Annotated in this window: 18 protein-coding genes and 1 pseudogene; 7 read left to right on the top strand and 12 right to left on the bottom strand. The window is 54.0% G+C overall.

The genetic code is table 11. The annotated features are described in order from the left end of the window. Positions 1-45 precede the first annotated feature (45 nt). On the top strand, positions 46-1587 hold the full coding sequence (gene tyrR / locus ACWKXN_RS09730; protein WP_454543721.1) for a transcriptional regulator TyrR: 1542 nt from the start codon (positions 46-48) through the stop codon (positions 1585-1587). 36 nt (positions 1588-1623) lie between these two features. On the opposite strand, the gene ACWKXN_RS09725 is transcribed toward tyrR, so the two are convergent. Both ACWKXN_RS09725 and tpx read right to left on the bottom strand, forming a co-directional pair. Beyond that, complete coding sequence (locus ACWKXN_RS09725) at positions 1624-2832, bottom strand: aldose 1-epimerase family protein (RefSeq protein ID WP_454543720.1); 1209 nt, start codon at positions 2830-2832, stop codon at positions 1624-1626. A gap of 275 nt (positions 2833-3107) precedes the next feature. After that, complete coding sequence (gene tpx, locus ACWKXN_RS09720; protein ID WP_023335907.1) at positions 3108-3614, bottom strand: thiol peroxidase; 507 nt, start codon at positions 3612-3614, stop codon at positions 3108-3110. Between the two features lie 107 nt (positions 3615-3721). On the opposite strand from tpx, the gene ycjG reads away from it, so the two are divergent. Next, positions 3722-4687, top strand: coding sequence for an L-Ala-D/L-Glu epimerase (ycjG, locus tag ACWKXN_RS09715; protein ID WP_454543719.1), 966 nt, complete (start codon positions 3722-3724; stop codon positions 4685-4687). On the opposite strand, the gene mpaA is transcribed toward ycjG, so the two are convergent. Further along, a complete protein-coding gene (gene mpaA / locus ACWKXN_RS09710; RefSeq protein ID WP_167818634.1) occupies positions 4678-5391 on the bottom strand; it encodes a murein tripeptide amidase MpaA in 714 nt (237 codons plus the stop codon). The genes ycjG and mpaA overlap by 10 nt on opposite strands. 185 nt (positions 5392-5576) lie before the next feature. Between mpaA and ACWKXN_RS09705 the strand changes: the two genes are divergently transcribed. Then, a complete protein-coding gene (locus ACWKXN_RS09705; protein ID WP_096151548.1) occupies positions 5577-7193 on the top strand; it encodes a peptide ABC transporter substrate-binding protein in 1617 nt (538 codons plus the stop codon). Positions 7194-7283: 90 nt separating this feature from the next. Here the strand turns inward: ACWKXN_RS09705 and ACWKXN_RS09700 are convergent, their stop codons facing one another. The 4 genes from ACWKXN_RS09700 to ACWKXN_RS09685 all read right to left on the bottom strand — a co-directional run bounded on the left by ACWKXN_RS09700 (position 7284) and on the right by ACWKXN_RS09685 (position 11734). After that, complete coding sequence (locus ACWKXN_RS09700) at positions 7284-7847, bottom strand: DJ-1/PfpI family protein (protein WP_033145709.1); 564 nt, start codon at positions 7845-7847, stop codon at positions 7284-7286. Between the two features lie 217 nt (positions 7848-8064). Next, a complete protein-coding gene (locus ACWKXN_RS09695) occupies positions 8065-8205 on the bottom strand; it encodes an Ecr family regulatory small membrane protein (protein ID WP_021240268.1) in 141 nt (46 codons plus the stop codon). Between the two features lie 74 nt (positions 8206-8279). Next, positions 8280-9512, bottom strand: coding sequence for a sensor domain-containing diguanylate cyclase (locus ACWKXN_RS09690; RefSeq protein ID WP_454543718.1), 1233 nt, complete (start codon positions 9510-9512; stop codon positions 8280-8282). A gap of 92 nt (positions 9513-9604) precedes the next feature. Further along, positions 9605-11734, bottom strand: coding sequence for a putative bifunctional diguanylate cyclase/phosphodiesterase (locus tag ACWKXN_RS09685; RefSeq protein WP_454543717.1), 2130 nt, complete (start codon positions 11732-11734; stop codon positions 9605-9607). Positions 11735-12190: 456 nt separating this feature from the next. Between ACWKXN_RS09685 and ACWKXN_RS09680 the strand changes: the two are divergent. The 4 genes and pseudogenes from ACWKXN_RS09680 (at position 12191) to dbpA (ending at position 16329) form a co-directional block, all read left to right on the top strand. After that, positions 12191-13334: pseudogene (locus ACWKXN_RS09680) on the top strand (methyl-accepting chemotaxis protein). 154 nt (positions 13335-13488) lie between these two features. Beyond that, complete coding sequence (gene zntB, locus ACWKXN_RS09675; protein WP_023335899.1) at positions 13489-14472, top strand: zinc transporter ZntB; 984 nt, start codon at positions 13489-13491, stop codon at positions 14470-14472. Positions 14473-14745: 273 nt separating this feature from the next. After that, positions 14746-14928 (top strand): proline-rich small protein YnaL, encoded by a 183-nt coding sequence (ynaL, locus tag ACWKXN_RS09670; protein ID WP_071884843.1) that lies wholly within the window; start codon positions 14746-14748, stop codon positions 14926-14928. 27 nt (positions 14929-14955) lie between these two features. Next, positions 14956-16329, top strand: coding sequence for an ATP-dependent RNA helicase DbpA (gene dbpA, locus ACWKXN_RS09665; protein WP_454543716.1), 1374 nt, complete (start codon positions 14956-14958; stop codon positions 16327-16329). Between the two features lie 42 nt (positions 16330-16371). Here dbpA and ttcA read toward each other — a convergent pair whose 3' ends face one another. From ttcA to ACWKXN_RS09640, 5 genes are all read right to left on the bottom strand, one after another. Further along, positions 16372-17307: a tRNA 2-thiocytidine(32) synthetase TtcA gene (gene ttcA / locus ACWKXN_RS09660; protein ID WP_047741809.1), complete on the bottom strand. Its 936-nt coding sequence runs from the start codon at positions 17305-17307 to the stop codon at positions 16372-16374. A 49-nt stretch (positions 17308-17356) separates the two neighbouring features. After that, on the bottom strand, positions 17357-18595 hold the full coding sequence (locus ACWKXN_RS09655) for a site-specific integrase (RefSeq protein WP_252090261.1): 1239 nt from the start codon (positions 18593-18595) through the stop codon (positions 17357-17359). Between the two features lies 1 nt (position 18596). Further along, positions 18597-18809, bottom strand: coding sequence for an excisionase family protein (gene xisR, locus ACWKXN_RS09650; RefSeq protein WP_014884030.1), 213 nt, complete (start codon positions 18807-18809; stop codon positions 18597-18599). A 64-nt stretch (positions 18810-18873) separates the two neighbouring features. Beyond that, complete coding sequence (locus ACWKXN_RS09645; RefSeq protein WP_020882485.1) at positions 18874-19116, bottom strand: DUF4060 family protein; 243 nt, start codon at positions 19114-19116, stop codon at positions 18874-18876. A gap of 38 nt (positions 19117-19154) precedes the next feature. Continuing rightward, complete coding sequence (locus ACWKXN_RS09640; RefSeq protein ID WP_316468145.1) at positions 19155-20240, bottom strand: RecT family recombinase; 1086 nt, start codon at positions 20238-20240, stop codon at positions 19155-19157. Positions 20241-20246 lie beyond the last annotated feature (6 nt).

Genomic DNA, 20246 nt, shown 5'->3' with positions numbered 1-20246 from the left:
TGGCATATCATTTTACTGTTATTGGCTTAAAACGGTGAATTTCCCATGCGTCTTGAAGTCTTCTGTGAAGACCGTCTCGGTCTGACCCGCGAGTTACTCGATCTTCTTGTTTTACGTAGCATTGATTTACGTGGCATTGAGATCGATCCTGTCGGGCGAATTTACCTCAATTTTGCCGAAATTGAATTTAATACCTTCAGCAGCCTGATGGCGGAAATCCGCCGTATCGCTGGCGTTACGGATGTACGCACCATTCCCTGGATGCCCTCTGAGCGTGAGCACCTGGCGCTGAGCGCGCTGCTGGAAGCGATGCCTGAGCCGTTCCTCTCCCTGGATTTGAAAAGCAAAGTTGAGCGCGTTAACCACGCGAGCTGCCAGCTTTTCGCGCAGAGCCAGGAGAAGCTCAGCAATCATAACGCCGCGCAGCTGATCCCCGGCTTTAACTTCCAGCGCTGGCTGGAAAGCAATCCGCAGAACACGCTTAGCGAGCATGTGGTGATTAACGGGCAGAATTTCCTGATGGAGATCACGCCGGTCTATCTGAAAGGGGAAGGGAATACCCGCGTGTTGACCGGGGCGGTGATCATGCTGCGCTCGACGTTACGCATGGGTCGCCAGCTGCAAAACCTCTCCAGTCAGGATGTCGGCGCGTTCAGCCAGATTATTGCCGTCAGCCCGAAAATGCGTCATGTGGTTGACCAGGCGCGCAAGCTCGCAAGTCTGACCGCGCCGCTGCTGATTACCGGGGATACCGGCACCGGGAAAGACCTGCTGGCTCACGCCGTGCATCTGGCGAGCCCGCGTGCGGCTAAGCCTTATCTGGCACTTAACTGCGCCTCTATTCCGGAAGACGCCGTTGAAAGCGAGCTGTTTGGCCACGCGCCGGAAGGCAAGAAAGGGTTCTTCGAGCAGGCTAACGGCGGCTCCGTGCTGCTTGACGAAATCGGCGAAATGTCGCCGCGCATGCAGGCTAAGCTGCTGCGTTTCCTGAACGACGGAACCTTCCGCCGCGTCGGTGAGGATCACGAAGTGCATGTGGACGTGCGCGTCATTTGCGCCACCCAGAAAAACCTGGTGGAACTGGTGCAAAAGGGGATCTTCCGCGAAGATCTCTATTACCGCCTCAACGTCCTGACGCTGAATATTCCCCCGCTGCGCGATTGCCCGCAGGACATCATGCCGCTCACGGAGCTGTTCGTCGCCCGCTTTGCCGACGAGCAGGGAGTGCCGCGTCCGAAGCTGTCTGCCGATCTCGGCACGGTGCTTATGCGCTACGGCTGGCCGGGCAACATTCGCCAGCTTAAAAACGCCGTTTATCGTGCGCTGACCCAGCTGGAAGGCTATGAACTGCGTCCGCAGGATATTCTGTTGCCTGATTACGACGCGGGGACGGTATCGGTTGGCGAAGAGGCGATGGAAGGTTCGCTGGACGATATCACCAGCCGTTTTGAGCGTTCAGTGCTGACGCAGCTGTACCGCAGCTATCCCAGCACCCGCAAGCTGGCAAAACGCCTTGGCGTCTCGCATACCGCGATCGCGAACAAGCTGCGCGAGTACGGTTTGAATCATAAGAAAGGCGACGAATAACAAAAAGCCTCTGTAAAGAGGCTTTTTACTTTGCGTTTATTCCTTCGCCATCGGCGTGTTAATAATTTCTGTTTTTGTCTCTCCCTGAATCGACGCAATCCTGTTTTCGACCTCTTTCACCTGCTGCGGGCTGTGCAGCAGGGTATAGGTCAGGTCAAACTGCGCGCTGGCACCGGGCTGCAGCTGCTTAACCCGCTTCTGCTCGCGTTCAATCGTAACGGGGTAGGCGTAGCTGGTGCCCGGCTCAATGCCCGTGACGTAGCCCTGCTTCAGCGTATCGGTGTTCTTCCATAAGGTCAGCACGGGCAGCTGGCGGGTATCAAACTGGATTGACGCGCCTTTATCTCCGGCTTTATTGACCACCGCCGCAAGCGTTTCGTGGTTATTGTCCGAGAGCGGTTTAATGTTAAAGACCATCTCATCAAAGCCTTTTGTCGGCCCGGCATAGGTTTGCCAGTCGTTAACGCCCGCCTTGGCGTAGTCATTGAACGGGCTCACGCTCGCCGCCGGCGCAAGGAAGCGGGCGCCTTCTTCGAGGATCGGCGTGCCGAAGTTGCTGTGATAGATGATTTGGTAATCATGAGGGTAATCCGCATGGTTGGTCAGAACATCGTGCAGGCTGAACTGGTTGGTTCCGGGAACGTAACGCAGTTCGGTCATGGTTTGCAGATCCGATTTTTTAAACGTGCTCTCTTTGATCAAACCGCGAACGTGGATCTCATGCGGGGCGGCATCCGCGATTTCAACCTCGACCTGCGAAACGGGGGTATTACCGGCCCTGCCGTGCAGGGTATAAATTTGCCCGTCAGCGGTAACCGGGTGTCCTGTCCACTCATAGCCACAGCGCACCATCATCTCGTTGAAACCATCCAGCCAGCCGAGACCGTTGCGGCTCTCAAGATTGATATATGCCGGATTAACGACCTCTTTAACGGGCGAATTCCACCCCAGTCGGGTACCAAAGCCTTCTACATGCAGAAGGTTCATCCCGCGGGTCGGGCTCAGGGTAATCGTCAGGCCGTCTTTACTGCTGATTATGATGACTTTGCTGCCTTCCTGTTTACCACCGTGCAAGACTTTTTGCTCAATGCTGAACGTTTGGTCTTTAACTTTCAGCTCATCACTGGAAATCTTCCAGTTTCCTTTCTCTACGCTGCTTTCAGCGCTTGTCAGCACCCAGGTTTTGGCCGCTGCATGGCCAGAAATCAGTACCGCAAGGAGCGTAAAAGCGAATTTAATTTTCATATTTTATCCTTTTTGCTGAAACGATTATTTTCTTTCGTAAGCAAATCTAATGTTTAGGCAAAAAGGGAAATGTGATGTGCTTCACTGCGGTCGAAAATAGAGAATTTTAACGATTATTATGCGTTATTGATCACGTTAATGTTACGCGTCGACGTTTTTATTGCATGACTAATGTGATTTGTGAGCATTTATGCTTTAACGATTCAGCTTTATTATAATAAAAAACCCCGCCGCGGCGAGGTTGAGAATAAGTTGTATAGAATGCTAAGTACTTATTATGCTTTCAGCACGTCCAGCGCGGCAGTGTAATCCGGCTCGGTGGTGATTTCGTTAACCAGTTCGCTGAAGACAACGGTGTCGTTTTCATCCAGAACCAGTACGGCACGTGCCGCCAGACCTTTCAGTGGGCCTTCCGCGATGCTGACGCCGTATTTCTCGAGGAAATCTGCGCTGCGCAGGGTGGAGAGGGTGATAACGTTGCTCAGGCCTTCAGCACCGCAGAAACGGGACTGGGCAAACGGCAGGTCAGCGGAAATGCACAGCACAACGGTGTTGTCCATTTCAGTCGCCAGCTGGTTGAATTTACGCACGGACGCGGCACAAACGCCGGTATCAATGCTTGGGAAAATGTTCAGTACTTTGCGTTTACCCGCAAACTGAGCCAATGTGACGTCAGACAGATCTTTAGCCACCAGAGTAAAAGCCTGCGCTTTGCTGCCAGCCTGCGGAATGGAACCTGCAACAGCAACCGGGTTGCCCTGGAAATGAACGAGTTGTGACATAGATATCTTCCTGTTTACATATAGTTAACGTCGGGGCTAGTGTATGCCATCAGCGGATAACACGGCAAACCAAATTTTTCGCCTTTCCGGGCCGCAAGGAGTCAGTGATGAGAAGCGTTAAGGTCTATGAAGAAGCCTGGCCATTGCATACCCCGTTTGTGATCTCCCGCGGCAGTCGAAGTGAAGCCAGCGTGGTCGTGGTTGAAATTGAAGAAGAGGGGGTTAAAGGCGTTGGGGAATGTACGCCTTACCCGCGCTATGGAGAAAGTCCTGCGTCGGTGATGGCGCATATCATGACCCTGGTGCCTGACCTGCAAAAAGGGCTCACGCGCGAGGCGTTACAGCAGCGTTTACCCGCCGGGGCTGCGCGCAACGCCATCGACTGTGCGCTCTGGAGCCTTGAGGCCGCCAGGCAGCAACAATCGCTGACGTCCTTGCTGGGGGTGGCGCTGCCGGAGTCCGTCGTGACGGCGCAAACGGTCGTGATTGGTGAGCCGGAGCAGATGGCTGCCAGCGCAAAAGCGCTCTATGACGCAGGGGCCACGCTGTTAAAAGTGAAGCTCGACGATCGCCTGATCAGCGAGCGGATGGTCGCCATTCGCTCGGCGGTTCCCTCGGCCACGCTGATTGTTGATGCCAACGAGTCGTGGCATCCCGAGGGGCTTGCCGCGCGATGCCAGCTGCTGGCTGACCTGGGCGTGGCGATGCTGGAACAGCCTCTGCCAGCGAAGGATGATGCGGCGCTGAAGAATTTTATCCATCCGCTGCCCGTCTGTGCGGATGAAAGCTGTCATACCCGCGAGAATTTGAGCGCGCTAAAGGGCTGCTATGAGATGGTCAATATCAAGCTCGACAAGACCGGCGGGCTGACAGAAGCGCTGGCCCTGGCGGCGGAAGCGCAGGCGCAGGGCTTTTCCCTGATGCTGGGATGCATGCTCTGCACATCCCGGGCAATCGGCGCGGCGCTGCCGCTGGTCAATCAGGTCCGTTTTGCCGATCTGGACGGCCCGACGTGGCTGGCGGTTGACGTTTCACCGGCGCTTAATTTTACCAGCGGCGTGCTTCATCTTTGAGGCTGCCAGCGCAGTAGCTCCATCATCGCGTTTAAGTATTTTTCGCTAGCTTCGTCGGAGGAAATCGGCGGGAACTCAGCGGTGATGCAGGGCAGGCTCAAATCGGCGCACCAGCTACCGAACGATCCGGGTGTTTCATAGCCCACGCTGGTGACGAGCGGCAGGGCGAAAGCCTGCGCCAGCCACGCGCCCAGGTCGGAGTGACGCGGATCTTCAATGCAGGCCAGCGGATCGTGGAAGGAGACAACCCAGGCGGGGTGGATCTTATGGATAAGCTGGCATAGCGCCTGCGTTTCCGGCTCCGAGCCGGGCTTGTCTCCCGTCAGCAGCACCACGTCCCGCTCCTCGGCGGAGCTGTTCCAGCGATAAACCGTTTCTCCGGCGCGCCAGTTTGCCGCCGGGAAATTACGGTTCAGGTCAACGCCCCTCGCATTCGCCCGTAATCCAAGCTGACAGCCGTCCGGATTGACGGCAAGAATCACGTGGTGACGGCGCAATGAAGGCGTCAGCGTCCGCAGCGCGCAGGAAAGCGTGACGATGGACGAGTTCTCATCTCCGTGCGTGCCGGCAATGACCAAACCGCTGCTGCGATCGGCATCGGGCGCCGGGAACCAGATCAGCGATGCGCCTAAAAATGAGCGGCCATATTGCTCAGCGCCCGGCGGAAAGGCCCCGCGTTCCGCTCGTGGTCGGGTAATTGCCATACGAAATCCTGATAAAGAAGTCTCTACTGGCAGTGTTGTGCAAAACCCGCTGTTAATCAAATAGTTTCCGTAACGCTTGAGAATTGCCTTAAATCACTATTCAGGCGTAAGGTATTTGCATTTCTCTGTTTCGAAACAAATAATTACGCATCTGCTTGTTACCTGAATTCATCAAAGGGGATCTTATGAAGCATCCTGTTTCGCGTCTTTGCGCTGCACTGTACCTGTGCGGACTCTCTACACTCTCGTACGCTGCTGATGTGCCCCAGGGCACGGTACTGGCGCAAAAACAGGAGCTGGTCAGGCATATTAAAGACGAGCCGGCTTCGCTCGATCCGGCAAAAGCGGTGGGATTACCCGAGATTCAGGTGATTCGCGATCTTTTCGAAGGGCTGGTGAATCAGAACGAGAAAGGGGAGCTGACCCCCGGCGTGGCGACGCGCTGGCAGAGCAACGATAACCGTATCTGGACGTTCACCCTGCGCGATAACGCGAAATGGTCTGACGGTACGCCCGTTACCGCGCAGGATTTTGTCTACAGCTGGCAGCGTCTGGTTGACCCGAAAACCACGTCTCCGTTTGCCTGGTTTGCGGCACTGGCGGGCATCAATAACGCGCAGTCCATTATCGATGGCAAAGCGGCGCCAGATACCCTGGGCGTGACGGCGGTGGATGCCAGAACCTTACGCGTCCAGCTGGACAAACCGCTTCCCTGGTTTAGCAACCTGACGGCGAACTTTGCCTTCTATCCGGTGCAAAAAGCGAACGTTGAAAGCGGGAAAGAGTGGACGCGTCCGGGCGCTCTGGTGGGTAACGGCGCGTACGTCCTGAACGACCGGGTGGTGAATGAAAAACTGGTTGTCGTGCCGAATACGCACTACTGGGACAACGCGAAAACTGTCCTGCAAAAAGTGACCTTCATTCCGATTAATCAGGAATCGTCCGCCACTAAGCGCTATCTGGCGGGGGATATTGATATCACCGAATCGTTCCCGAAAAACATGTATCAGAAGCTCCTGAAGGACATTCCGGGACAGGTGTATACGCCGCCTCAGCTCGGGACCTATTACTATGCGTTTAACACGCAAAAGGGCCCGACGGCCGATGCCCGGGTTCGTCTTGCGCTGAGCATGACTATCGATCGCCGCATTATGGCGGAAAAGGTATTAGGTACAGGCGAGAAGCCGGCCTGGCATTTCACCCCAGACGTGACGGCGGGCTTCACCCCTGAGCCTTCACCGTTCGAGCAGATGTCCCAGCAGGAGCTGAACGCTCAGGCGAAAACTTTGCTCCAGGCCGCAGGTTACGGCCCGCAGCGTCCGCTGAAGTTGACCCTGCTGTACAACACCTCGGAAAACCATCAGAAAATCGCCATTGCGGTGGCGTCCATGTGGAAGAAAAATCTCGGTGTGGACGTCAAACTGCAAAACCAGGAGTGGAAAACCTATATCGACAGCCGTAATACCGGCAATTTTGATGTGATCCGCGCGTCATGGGTAGGCGATTACAATGAGCCGTCGACCTTCCTGTCCCTGCTGACCTCCACCCACAGCGGCAATATCTCGCGTTTCAACGACCCGGCCTACGATAAAATTATCCACCAGGCGACGCTGGAAACCACGGCGAAAGCGCGTAATACGGACTACAACATGGCGGAGAAAATCCTCCTGGAGAAAGCGCCTATCGCGCCCATTTACCAGTACACCAATGGTCGCCTGATTAAGCCCTGGGTGAAAGGCTACCCCATCAATAACCCGGAAGACGTGGCGTATAGCCGGACCATGTATATCGAGAAGCACTGATGTTTTATGAGGCCTGGCGCATTCTCGCGCCAGACCTGCAATTCGCGGTACCGCTTCATTCGCTATGCGTGGCCCGATGCCGGGTCTCTGTTATTCTAACAGCGCATTAAACTTCGCCAGCCACTGCGGATGCGCGGGCCATGCGGGAGCCGTCACCAGGTTACCGTCTACATGGGCCTGATCGATGCCGATAGCGGCGTAGTGTCCGCCGCTGAGACGGACCTCAGGCGCGCAGGCCGGGTAGGCGCTACAGGTGCGTCCTTTCAGAATGCCCGCGGCAGCAAGCAGCTGCGGGCCGTGGCACACCGCGGCAATCGGCTTACGCGCGGCGTCAAATGCCTGTACCAGCTTTAAGACGTCCTCATTTAACCGCAGATACTCGGGGGCTCTCCCGCCGGGGATGAGCAGCGCGTCGTAGTCCTGCTCCTTTACGGCTGAAAAATCGGCGTTGAGGGTAAAGCGGTGACCGGGCTTTTCGCTGTAGGTCTGGGCGCCGTCAAAGTCATGGATTGCCGTCATGATGTAATCGCCCTTCGGTTTGTCGGGGCAGACCGCATCCACCTGATGACCAATCATCTGCAACGCCTGAAAAGGCACCATGGTTTCGTAATCTTCGGCGTAATCGCCAACCAGCATCAGGATCTTCTTGCTCATCTTTCCTCACCTCTATCAATAAAGATGATTAAGATATAGCCTGGCGTGGCTGAATTGCCGGAAATAAAAAAGCCCGTCAGAGCACGGGCAACATAAGCAAATGAATAATTGATTCGTTATCAACGTTGTTGGAGGATAACGCCGCGTATTTTACGCGGCTGTAAGGGAAGCAGATACCTGACATATTCGGTAGGTGAAACAAGCGATTAAACGTGCGTTACGGTGCGTCGAAGGTCGGGTAAAGGCTATTTTCCAGAAACTCGACGAGATACCAGATCTCACCGCTAAAAATAAACCAGAAGCCAAATATAATAAGGAGTAAAATAATTAAGGTGAGTATTATTTCAGTTTTTCCCATTGCGGTTTTTACCCACCTGACGCTAATTGATTCGAGGTGGGCATTGTAGCGGGGCTTTTCCGGATACTCCAGTTTCATGCCGCAAGGACTTTATTGCGTCCGTCATTTTTAGCGCGATACAGCGCATCGTCCACACGCTTAAACAGCTCGTCAATACTCTCTCCCTGATTGTGCCGCGCTACGCCGATGCTGACGGTAAACCGCGGCAAGCCTGGAATCGTAATGCGGGCAACGGCTGCACGGACTGACTCGGCAATCTGCATCGCGGTGTCGAGAGAGGTGCGCGGCAGCAGGATAACGAACTCTTCGCCACCCCAGCGGAACACCATATCGCCCTCCCGACTACAGGCTTCCAGCGTCCGGGAAAGGGCGATAAGCACCTCATCGCCTTTCAGATGGCCGAACAGGTCATTAATGTTTTTGAAATGGTCGGTATCCACCAGCAGCAGGCTAAATTGCTGCTGCGCGGGAAGTTTATTCAGATTGCTTTGATCGGTAATCGCGTAGAACTGCCGCCGGTTGAGTAGCCCGGTCATGGAGTCACGTGATGCCGCATGTTCCAGCTCCTGCTCCAGCCTTTTTTGCTCGGTGATATCGTGGATGATGCACAGCATCAGCTTGTCACCGTAGATCTCAATGGGCCCGGCATACGTCTGAACGTGGCGGGTGGATCCATCGGCAAGGCGGTGAACAAAATTGAGCGGCTTGTGACCACCGGGCAGCGCGGCAATCGCAGTCATAATGGGCATCACATCTCGCCCCAGCGTATTGATTTCCCAGGTATGCTTACTGCACATGTCATCATGTGAATAACCATAAAAATTGAGCGCGGCCATATTTGCATCGACGATTTGGCCGTCGCGGGCCGGATCGATTAGCAGCATCGGGGCGCTGTTGGTCAGAAAAAAGCGCGCATAAAAACCCTGTTTTTTCCGACGGTAGGTAGCGGAACGGCTGGCCTTCAATCCTGAGAGTATTTGTTGGGAGATGCCCTCGAAAACAATCACATCGCCCCAGGGCGCGTAGTGGGCAAGCGAGAGGCGACAGCTTAACGGCGTATCCTGGCCATCCCGGTTCGTTGTCCAGATTTCGACGATCTCCTGCTCTGTTTTCAGTTCAGAGACATACATCGACAGGACGGTTTGCGCACTGGCTGAATAGATTCCTTTGCGCAGGTCATCGAGCGTTTTATCCCCCATGATCTGCGTTGCGGCCACATTCGCAAAAATGATCTTTTCCGACACGGGTGAAACGAGCCACACGGGTGCTTTAATTACATTCAACGCATCAAAACAAGGTTGCGACATAGGCGTTTCCTGTTCATCGACAACATGTGCCTGACAATCATGACAGAATTGACTCGCGTGTACTCCCTTGAAACATACTCCACTTAACCCCGTCAGGCATGATTTTTTTGAGAAATAAATGCGGGGTCCGTTTGAATTTTATTAATGGGTATAATCTGTTTGTCTGAGTTTATCTGCAGCAGTAGCCACGGTACCTGTTCGGCAGGTAGGGGCCGGGAGAAAAGGTAACCCTGCAGGTAATCGCAGCCGAGTCGGGTGAGAACCGCCTGCTGTTCTTCCGTCTCGATCCCTTCTGCCACCACATTCATCTCCATTGTCCGGGCGATACTGATAATGGTTTCAACCAGCTTGTAGCTTTTTTCATTTTCCAGCATCGACGTGACAAAGCTTCTGTCGATCTTGAGCTCTTTTGCTGGCAGCACGCTCAGCATCAAAAGGTTGGAATAGCCCGTCCCAAAATCATCAATCGAGACAACGATCCCCGCGTGATTAAACGCATTGAGCAACTCAATGCTGCGGTCGAGATTTTTAAGCGCGGTGCTTTCCGTTACCTCAAGGATCAGCCGGGACGGAGACAAGCTATATTTTTCCAGCATCGACGAGACGATCTGGAAAATATCCGGCTGTTCAAACTGGATGGGGGATAGGTTGAGAGACAGCGTCCACTGGCTGAAGCCTTGCTCAGTCCAGAAATGAAGCTGTCGGCATGCCGCTTCAATGGCCCAGTTACCTACCGGAATAATTAAGCCCGTTTGTTCCAGGGAAGGGATAAACAGATTAGGCAGCACAACCCCTTGCTCAGGATGCCGCCAGCGCAGAAGGGCTTCAAAACCGTGAATGGTTTTCTCTCCCGCATGCCAGGTAGGCTGGTACCACAGTTCAAACTGATCGCGCTCAAGCGCCTGAGAAAGCTCCTGCAGGAAACCGGGTTTCGCCGGGATCGCCGTTGACATCTCGGCCCGGTAAATCGCCCAGCCGTTGCGGCCATCTTCCTTGACGCGATGTAATGCTGCATCCGCCTTGAGCTTCAGTTCATGCAGCGTTTCGCCGTCCTGAGGATAGAGGCTGACGCCCGCGCTGATCGTCGTGCTTAACGTATGCCCGCAGACAGACAGAGGGCGTCGCACATCTTCAAGCAGCGCGGTGATCAGGGCGTTGAGCCTGTCGTCGTCACATTCCGGCACCAGCAGGATAAAGGCGTCGCCTCCCAGCCTTGCCAGGGTCATCTCGCGCGTGAGCCGGGCCGTGATGCGCTGCGCGACCGTGATCAATAGCTCATCACCGATGCTGTGACCCCACGTATCGTTAACGCGTTTGAAGTGATCGACGTTCAGGAAAATAACCGCAAATGGCTTTTTGCTCAGCAGCGCGCTGCGCAGACAATCCTGCATGCGGAGATCCATCTGGTGGCGGTTTGCGAGCCCGGTGAGCGCGTCAAAACGCGCCTGTAGCTCAAGCTGGCGGTTGAGCTGATGCAGATTATCCGTCAGCCGGCTGGTGCGCCGGTGGGAATCGATCAGTGAAATGATTAACATCACGCCGAGCAGGCAGAGCGTGGTGACCGAAACCCAGATGGATAACCCCAGCTCGCCGATCCCGCCCGGGAGGGTATGCGCCATTTCCTGAAACTGCGCGGCACTCATGCCGGTATAGTGCATCGCACAAATGGCGGCACCCATGATGAAGGCCGCGAGAATGCGATTGATAAAGACGCCTTTGTGTTTATCCCGCAGTCGGAAAGCCAGCCACAGCGCCGTGCCGGAGGCAACAACCGCAATAACCACGGACAACCCCACGAGGCGGCGATCCCAGATGATGCTGCCATCCAGCATCAGGGCCGCCATACCGATGTAGTGCATCGACACCACGCCAGCGCTCAGGATCGCCGTGGCAAAGATCAGTCGAAAGGGAGAAAGTTTTTTGCCCGCGACGGCAATATTAAGTGCCGTGGCCGATGCAACCACCGCGACGCCCAGTGACGCAAGGGTTAACCAGAGGTCGTAGCTCATCATCATGGGCATTTGCATCGACAGCATGCCGATAAAGTGCATCGACCAAATGCCAATGCCCAGCGTGACCCCTCCGGCAATGCGCCAGAACAGGGCAGCCTTTCGGCTGGAGAGGGGGATCTTTCCGGCGCTGTCCAGCGCCACAAAGGAGGCGATAAACGCCACCAGATAAGAGATAGCGATTAACACAGGGTCCCACGATATATTGAGCATTATGCAATCCCACGCCTGAGAGGGTTACCGATTTCGCCTGCCGGATACATCTTTATCGGGCAACGAACATGCGCATTCAAACCATATTAGTTATTTATCGTGAAAAATGACCAGTCATATTAATACTCTATAACTTATTAAGAATATAAAATATATTCTCTCGTTAATATATTAAGCATTGCTAAACAAGAACGAATAACAGTAGCAAAGCTCCTTAAATATGAGGGCGATCGTGTCGTCTCACCGCGGGCGATACTATCGCTTAACATGGCTGGAGACCAGTATCACAGCATGCTGAGCAAAACATTTTCACTAATACGCTCTTTTTATCTGACTTAACGTAAATCTCAGGATGCTAACGGCGAAACAAAAAACAAGCGTTGTTTGCGATGAAAAACTTCTGGGCCAATGCTATAAGTCTAAGTGCCGACCAAAATATAAAACGTGGGTATTATCATGCTAAAAAATATTAGTGTAAGGACCTTTATTATCGGGTTCCTTTTCTCTCTTTTTTTTGGTAAGTGCAGGTGTCGTTGTTCTAATTTCCAGCAATACGTCTCTCTTTATTTCGCTTAATGTCATCAATTTCGTTGCGCTATTTTTGCTCTGGGTCTATATGACGAAGTATCTTGTGACGCCGATCAATACGGTGAAGAGAAGTATTGAGGAGGTGACCGCAGGTAACCTTGGCGTATCTATCCCTGAATTTGGCAATAACTGCGCGGGCCGACTCATCCCCGGGATCAATAGTCTTTCCGGCAATATTGCGACGCTGGTGCGTGAGATCAGGGCGTCATCGCAAACCGCCATGACCTTATCGGATCAACTCTCGGCACGTAGCGCTCAGCTTTCGGTGAAAACCGAACAGCAGTCTGCGTCTTTGGTGCAAACCGCAGCCAGCATGGAGCAAATGGCCGCGAGCACCAAAAACAATGCCGATAACACCCGCCTGGCGAGCGAGCAGGCAAATGTGGCGACGTTACAGGCGCGCAAGGGCGGCGAGCTGATGGGGCAGGTCGCCAGCAATATGCAGTCCATTACCGAATGCGCGCAGCAGATGACGGAGATTATTTCGCTCATTGACGGCATTGCATTCCAGACAAATATCCTGGCGCTCAACGCGGCCGTGGAGGCGGCAAGGGCGGGCGATCATGGCAAGGGTTTTTCTGTCGTCGCGGAAGAGGTAAGAAACCTGGCACACCGCAGCGCGGAGGCCGCGAAGAATATCAAAACGCTGATTGAAGTCACCAGCAGTAACGTCACGCAGGGAGCCAGCGTTGTGTCACAGGCAGAGAAAAACATGCATGAAATCGTGACCGGCTCGGGAAATGTCAGCCGCTTAATGGACGACATTTCCGCGTCAACCTCAGAGCAGGAGAAAGGCATTTCTCAGATTACCCTGGCGCTATCGGAGCTGGAGCGGGTCACACAAAGTAACGTGGCAATGGCAGAGGAACTCAACGGTTCGTCTGATGTACTGCGTAATCAGGTGATTGAGCTGCAAACCCGGACGCGTAATTTCAGGCTCGATCAGTCATCCTTATCCTCATCACCTGGCGGTTCGCCATCCTTCCTCCAGCGGCCAGAGCACTCTCTCTGACAGCACCTCAAAGCCTGGCATGCCAGGCTTTTTTCATGCCTCCGCCTGGTATGTACAATTCCTGAGCGATTTCAGCGCGATGGGATACATAGTTGTTGCTTAACCCCTGATGAAAGCTAGACTGACACCGAAGAGCTAAAAAGGTGGAGGCGCTGTGGAAAGCATTAAAGGATCTGAACTAAACGTTCCAGACGCAGTTTTTGCGTGGGTGCTGGATGGTCGCGGCGGTGCGCGACCGCTGGAAGATAATGATGTGATCGATAGTGCGCATCCCTGCTGGCTACATCTGAACTACACCCATCCGGACAGCGCTGACTGGCTGGCCTCGACGCCGCTCTTGCCCAATAACGTGCGCGATGCGCTGGCGGGTGAAAGCCTGCGGCCCCGCGTGAGCCGAATGGGTGACGGGACGCTGATCACCCTGCGCTGCATTAACGGCAGCACGGATGAACGCCCGGATCAGCTGGTTGCGATGCGTGTCTACATGGACGATGGGCTCATTGTGTCGACCCGCCAGCGAAAAGTTCTGGCGCTGGATGACATTGTCAACGATCTGAAAGAGGGCACCGGGCCGGTCGACTGCGGCAGCTGGCTGGTGGACGTCTGCGACGCCCTTACCGATCATGCGAGTGAATTTATTGAAGAGCTGCACGACAAAATCATCGACCTGGAAGATAACCTGCTCGATCAGCAGATCCCGCCGCGCGGTTTTCTGGCCTTATTGCGTAAGCAGTTGATTGTGATGCGCCGCTACATGACGCCGCAGCGCGACGTGTATGCGCGTCTTGCCAGCGAAAGGCTCGCCTGGATGAATGACGATCAGCGACGCAGAATGCAGGATATTGCCGACAGGCTGGGGCGCGGGCTGGACGAGATTGATTCCTGTATTGCCAGAACGGCGGTGATGGCGGACGAAATCGCGCAGGTGATGCAGGAGTCTCTGGCGAGAAGAACCTATACGATGTCCCTGATGGCGATGGTGTTTTTACCCAGCACGTTTCTTACCGGGCTGTTTGGCGTGAACCTTGGGGGAATTCCGGGTGGCGCTTATCGCTACGGCTTTACCGCGTTTTGCGTGATGTTAGTTGTTTTGATTGGTGGTGTTGCATGGTGGTTGCATCGTAGTAAATGGCTGTAAATTTACGCTTTTTTCAGCTTTTAACGGGATCAAAACGCTCTTTTAATTGAGCGAAGTCAATAAACATCTACCCCGTAAGGTGCAATATTACTCCCGCAGGTGAATGCAACGTCAAGCGATGGGCGTTGCGCTCCATATTGTCTTACTTCCTTTTTTGAATTACTGCATAGCACAATTGATTCGTACGACGCCGACTTCATAGTCGGCTTTTTTTTGCCTCCTGATTCTCAGCGTCTACCCTAAAAGGGACGACAGCAAATTCTGGAGGGAATGATGAGCATCCTGAACGCTCTGCTACTGCAACAATCGCGTCAATCCGATCCCGTCCCCACCGATCCGGTGCCAATGCCCGATCCCATCCCGCGTCCGCAGCCGATGCCCGACCCGCCGCCAGATCAAGAACCGATTAAATTGTCGCATCGAATCGCGAGATCTGCGAGGATACGCGCCATCTGACCGCAAAGATGACCACGAGAGACTACTGTGACCGCTTTTTCTACCCTGAATGTTCTGCCCGCCGCCCAACTCGATAACCTCAACAAGTTGGGTTACCTCACGATGACGCCTGTTCAGGCGGCCGCGTTGCCCGCCATCCTCGAGGGCCGTGACGTGCGCGTGCAGGCGAAAACGGGCAGCGGGAAAACGGCGGCATTTGGCCTTGGCCTGTTGCAGCACATCGATGCGGCGCTTTTTCAGACCCAGTCTCTGGTGCTGTGCCCAACCCGCGAACTGGCAGACCAGGTCGCGGGTGAACTGCGTCGCCTGGCGCGTTTCCTGCCAAACACCAAGATTTTAACCCTCTGCGGCGGACAGCCGTTCGGCGCGCAGCGTGATTCACTTCAGCATGCGCCGCACATCATTGTCGCAACGCCCGGCCGCCTGCTGGATCACCTGCAAAAAGGCACCGTCTCGCTGGATGCGTTACAAACGCTGGTGATGGATGAGGCAGACAGGATGCTGGATATGGGCTTCAGCGATGCAATTGACGAGGTGATCCGTTTCGCCCCGGCCGATCGTCAGACGCTGCTGTTCTCCGCGACCTGGCCGGAGGCCATCGCCGCCATCAGCGGGCGCGTGCAGAAAAATCCGCTCACCATTGAAATCGACAGCGTCGATGCGCTGCCCGCCATCGAGCAGCAGTTCTTTGAAACTTCGCAGCAGGGGAAAATTTCGCTCCTGCAGAAATTGCTGAGCCAGCATCAGCCTACGTCCTGCGTGGTGTTCTGTAATACCAAAAAAGACTGTCAGTCGGTCTGTGATGCCCTGAATGCCGCCGGCCAGAGCGCATTGTCGCTGCATGGCGATCTGGAACAGCGCGATCGCGATCAGACGCTGGTCCGCTTCGCTAACGGCAGCGCCCGCGTTCTTGTCGCAACCGACGTCGCTGCGCGCGGTCTGGACATTAAATCCCTGGAGCTGGTGGTGAACTTTGAGCTGGCGTGGGATCCTGAAGTGCACGTGCACCGTATTGGCCGTACCGCGCGCGCGGGAAACAGCGGTCTGGCGATCAGCTTCTGCGCACCGGAAGAGGCGCAGCGCGCCAACATTCTCTCTGAGATGTTGCAGATTAAGCTGAACTGGATGAATGCACCGGCCAGCGCCAGCATTGTGCCGCTGGAGGCTGAAATGGCGACGCTGTGCATTGATGGCGGTAAAAAAGCCAAGATGCGTCCAGGTGACGTATTAGGGGCGCTGACCGGGGACGTGGGGCTGGACGGGGCGGATATCGGTAAGATTGCGGTCCATCCGGCGCATGTCTACGTAGCGGTTCGCCAGGCGGTTGCCCATAAGGCATGGAAGCAGCTGCAAAACGGGAAAATTAAGGGTAAAACCTGTCGCGTACGTCTGCTGAAATAAAGAATGAAGCGTCTCAGAAGGTGTTTCTGAGACGCTAATCGTTTACTTCACTTCAAGCACGTTGAGACGCAGCTCTTCAAACTGATTGTCATCTTCTTCCGGCTGCCAGCCCGCTGGCTGCATGGGAATATCTTCCCGATCAAACGCCAGGTCCCCGCCGTTCACAACTTCTGACTCGTGGTTGATGCCTTTAAAGTCGAACAGCTCCACATCCGCGAGATGGGAAGGGACGACGTTCTGCATCGCGCTGAACATGGTTTCGATACGCCCTGGATAACGCTTATCCCAGTCGCGCAGCATGTCTCCAATCACCTGACGCTGCAGGTTCGGCTGAGAGCCGCACAGGTTACATGGAATGATCGGGAACCCTTTAGCCTGAGAAAAACGCTCAATGTCTTTTTCGCGGCAGTAGGCGAGAGGGCGGATCACAATGTGCTTGCCGTCATCACTCATCAGCTTAGGCGGCATGCCTTTCATCTTGCCGCCGTAGAACATATTGAGGAACAGCGTTTGCAGGATATCGTCGCGGTGATGGCCCAGCGCAATTTTGGTCGCGCCCAGCTCCGTCGCGGTACGATACAGAATGCCGCGGCGCAGACGAGAGCAGAGTGAGCAGGTGGTTTTCCCCTCCGGGATTTTCTCTTTCACAATGCCGTAGGTGTTTTCTTCGACGATTTTGTACTCAACGCCCAGCTTCTCGAGGTATTCCGGCAGAATGTGCTCCGGGAAGCCCGGCTGTTTCTGATCAAGGTTGACCGCCACCAGGGAAAATTTCACCGGTGCGCTTTGCTGAAGATTACGCAGGATCTCCAGCATGGTATAGCTGTCTTTACCCCCTGACAGGCAAACCATGATGCGGTCACCTTCTTCAATCATGTTGAAGTCTGCAATGGCTTCGCCCACGTTACGGCGCAGTCGCTTTTGCAGTTTATTCAGGTTGTATTGCTCTTTCTTTGTATTTGATTGATTTTCTTGCATTTATTACTACCTTCGGAGCCAATAGGGGCATAATAGGGGCAAAAATTTTTCAGCGTGCCAGCTTATCGTTAAGCATCAGCACCTGTTCGCCATTCATTTCTTCAATCCACGCACCGTAGACTTCATAAACCATTTGCGCGTTTTCATGCCCCATCTGGCTGGCTATGAAAGACGGGTTAGCGCCGGCAGATAAAAGCCAGCAGGCAAAAGTATGCCGCGTATGGTACGGATTCCGGCGGCGAATACCAGCACGTTTTACAGCTGCGTTAAATCTGGAGCCGATACTCGATAAAGAGTAGTAGGCCTTCTGTATGCCCTTGCGCATCCTGGGCATGAAAACAAATCGCAGATTTTGATATTCCATCGCACCATACTCACGGTGGTGAAAAACAATCTCGGTTTTGGGCTGTAACGAAGTCAGCGTACGCTGTGCCTTCAAGGCCTCTAGTGCTGGCTCTAATAGCGTGATAACTCGATCACCTGCATCGGTTTTTGGTGGGACGAACATTCCTAGCGCATTAAGGTTGCGCTGTATATGAGCCGTACCTTTTTCCCAGTCGATATCTTCCCAGGCAAGAGCTGCAAGCTCTCCATGACGGACACCGGTATAAACTGCGAACGTCCACATATTGAGGCTTTGGCCACGCTCGGATTCCGCAAGCAAACTAAACTCCTGCTTCGTTAAAGGATCCGGTTTTACTTTCCCTTTGTGTAGTTTCTTGATCCCTTCAAAGGGTTTGCCACTGATAAAGCCAGATTTGTGTGCAAACCGAAGCAGGGAGCACAGTAGCGATATATAGTTGTTCACGGTACGCACAGTGCGTCCCTGTTTGTTACTTCTGGGATTTGCCAGGTAAAGTGTCTCACCGTTCAACAGCTCCTTCCTGTATTTCAGAATGTCGCTGTGGCGTATAGTTGAAACAGGCGTATCTCCGTTGATGATGTGCATTAACGTACCGAGTTGTGAGCGCGTCTTACGCATCGTGTTCGCGCTAATTTCGGTTTCTTTAATGCTCGTCCATAGTTCACACAGTTCTGAAAAGGTTTGAACTGAAACAGTGGTTACGGTTTTTTTTGCTCTGGATGATGAAGGAAAGCGCTGGTTGTAATCAAACTCTCCAAGGTTGATCTCACTAACGATTACAGCCCGAAGATTCCCGGCTTTTTTGATGTTCGCCGGGGTGTTAATCCAACCTTTGAGAATTTCGCGGCAACGCTTTCCCCGGTACATAAACCAGATACAAATCTTATTGTTTCTGATTTCGACACCTGTAGGCAAAGCTGCCATCTTACGCATCCCTTATTAACTGATTAATTCTCGGATAGTTGTACCAGGTTGTGCCACGCAAGGTTTTTTCTCCTGAAGGAGAAACCCGTTTAAAATGGACACCTTCCACCCAACAGCCCTGGCGATACTTCTCAATCTGTCGTTCGGTCAGGCCTGTTTTTTCTGTGAGTCTTGCGCCAACAACCCATTCTTCGTTAAAAATTACCTGCGACATGGTTCACCTCAGGTAACCGGCATGAGTATAAATATGCCGGTCTGTAGTCGTTGATATTTCAGTTTCAGTTTGCCTGGCCGGGCAGGGAACGCAGTCGGCGCATGCCAGTCATTGCTGTGGCCACGTAGCTTGCCTTGCAGTTGACCACTTCAACCCAGACCTTCACGCCTTCCACTCTCACCGTATAGGTCTCTTTCATCTTGCTGCGCCCATAGTCGCCGTATCTTTGCTGGTGGGCTGCGAGTGCGATTTCACATGCCTGGCGAGCCAAAGGGGATTGCTTACTGCCTCGATTAATCAGTCGCATTTCTTCTCCTTGAGGGAGGGTTTCCCCTCCCGATCTCGTTAGTCCACGTATTCCGGTTTCATATCCGCCAGGGTGATGCTGAACTGACCATGCAGTTCGTCGCCCAGATGGCGTTTCGACGATGCAAGAACGCGCTCTACTTCTGCGAACCGCGCAGCTGCATCGGGCTCATCTGAAGGTGGCAAGGAATTGATGGCTGCTTCGACTTTGTTTCGTGCATCAACCAGGTAATAACGCTTCACGGCCTTGTTTTTCAGCTCAGTGAACAGGGCAGAACCCAGCGTTGATTTCACGGTTTCAATATCTGCGCGCAGAGCTTTAGCGCTATCCACATCCTGAGCCGCCTCGATGCGATCACGGAAATCATCAGCAAGTGCATCGATGTTTTGAGCTGATTCCTGAGCCGTTTGAGTCGTAGTGACGTTGTCACCTGAAATGTCTGCAAGGCTTACGTGCTGCGCCGGTGCGGGGTTTACCTCTCGTTCTTCACGGCGATCATCGAGCTCATCCGGGGTGTAAACGCCCAGAATCACATCCGGGCAGAACAGTCTCGCCCAGCGTTTGACGGCCAGGTACGCCAGCTGCTGGCGAGGGTCATCAGCCCAAAGGGTAGAGTTTCTGGTGCGGGCCTGAGCCAGCAGCAAATCGAGTTCCCTCGGCTGATCTTCGCCTTTCAGGGTTGCGCGGATAATAATGCCGATCCCGGCTTCGTCAGCCAGGGTCCAGCCCGGGACGCGGTACTCGCCTTTGTCGCCTTTACGGATGTGGAATTTTCCAACGACCTTTTCCCATGGCCCGTACCATTCATATTCAAAGCGGCTGGCCAGCACGCCGCTTCGTGAAATGACGGCATTAACCAGCTGCGCTTCATACCCGAGCACACCGTTAATCAGGTGCGTCTTCTGCGCCACGGCAAAGGGATTCATCTGCCACTGAGCCGCTTGCATCGCTACAGCCATGCAGTCGGCCTGATTACCCTGCAGGTGCTTAGGAACAGTAGCGGTGCCCTGGGCCATAATCTGCGCGAACGTGCTGATGGCGTTCAGATACTGGGAATCGAACAAAGCCACGTTGGAGTTAATAACGGTGTTCTGGTCAGCAACGGTAACGTTTGTGTTATGCATAAATCC

Source organism: Enterobacter sp. UPMP2060, from assembly GCF_053709655.1.
This window is presented reverse-complemented; position numbering and strand designations above follow the sequence as displayed.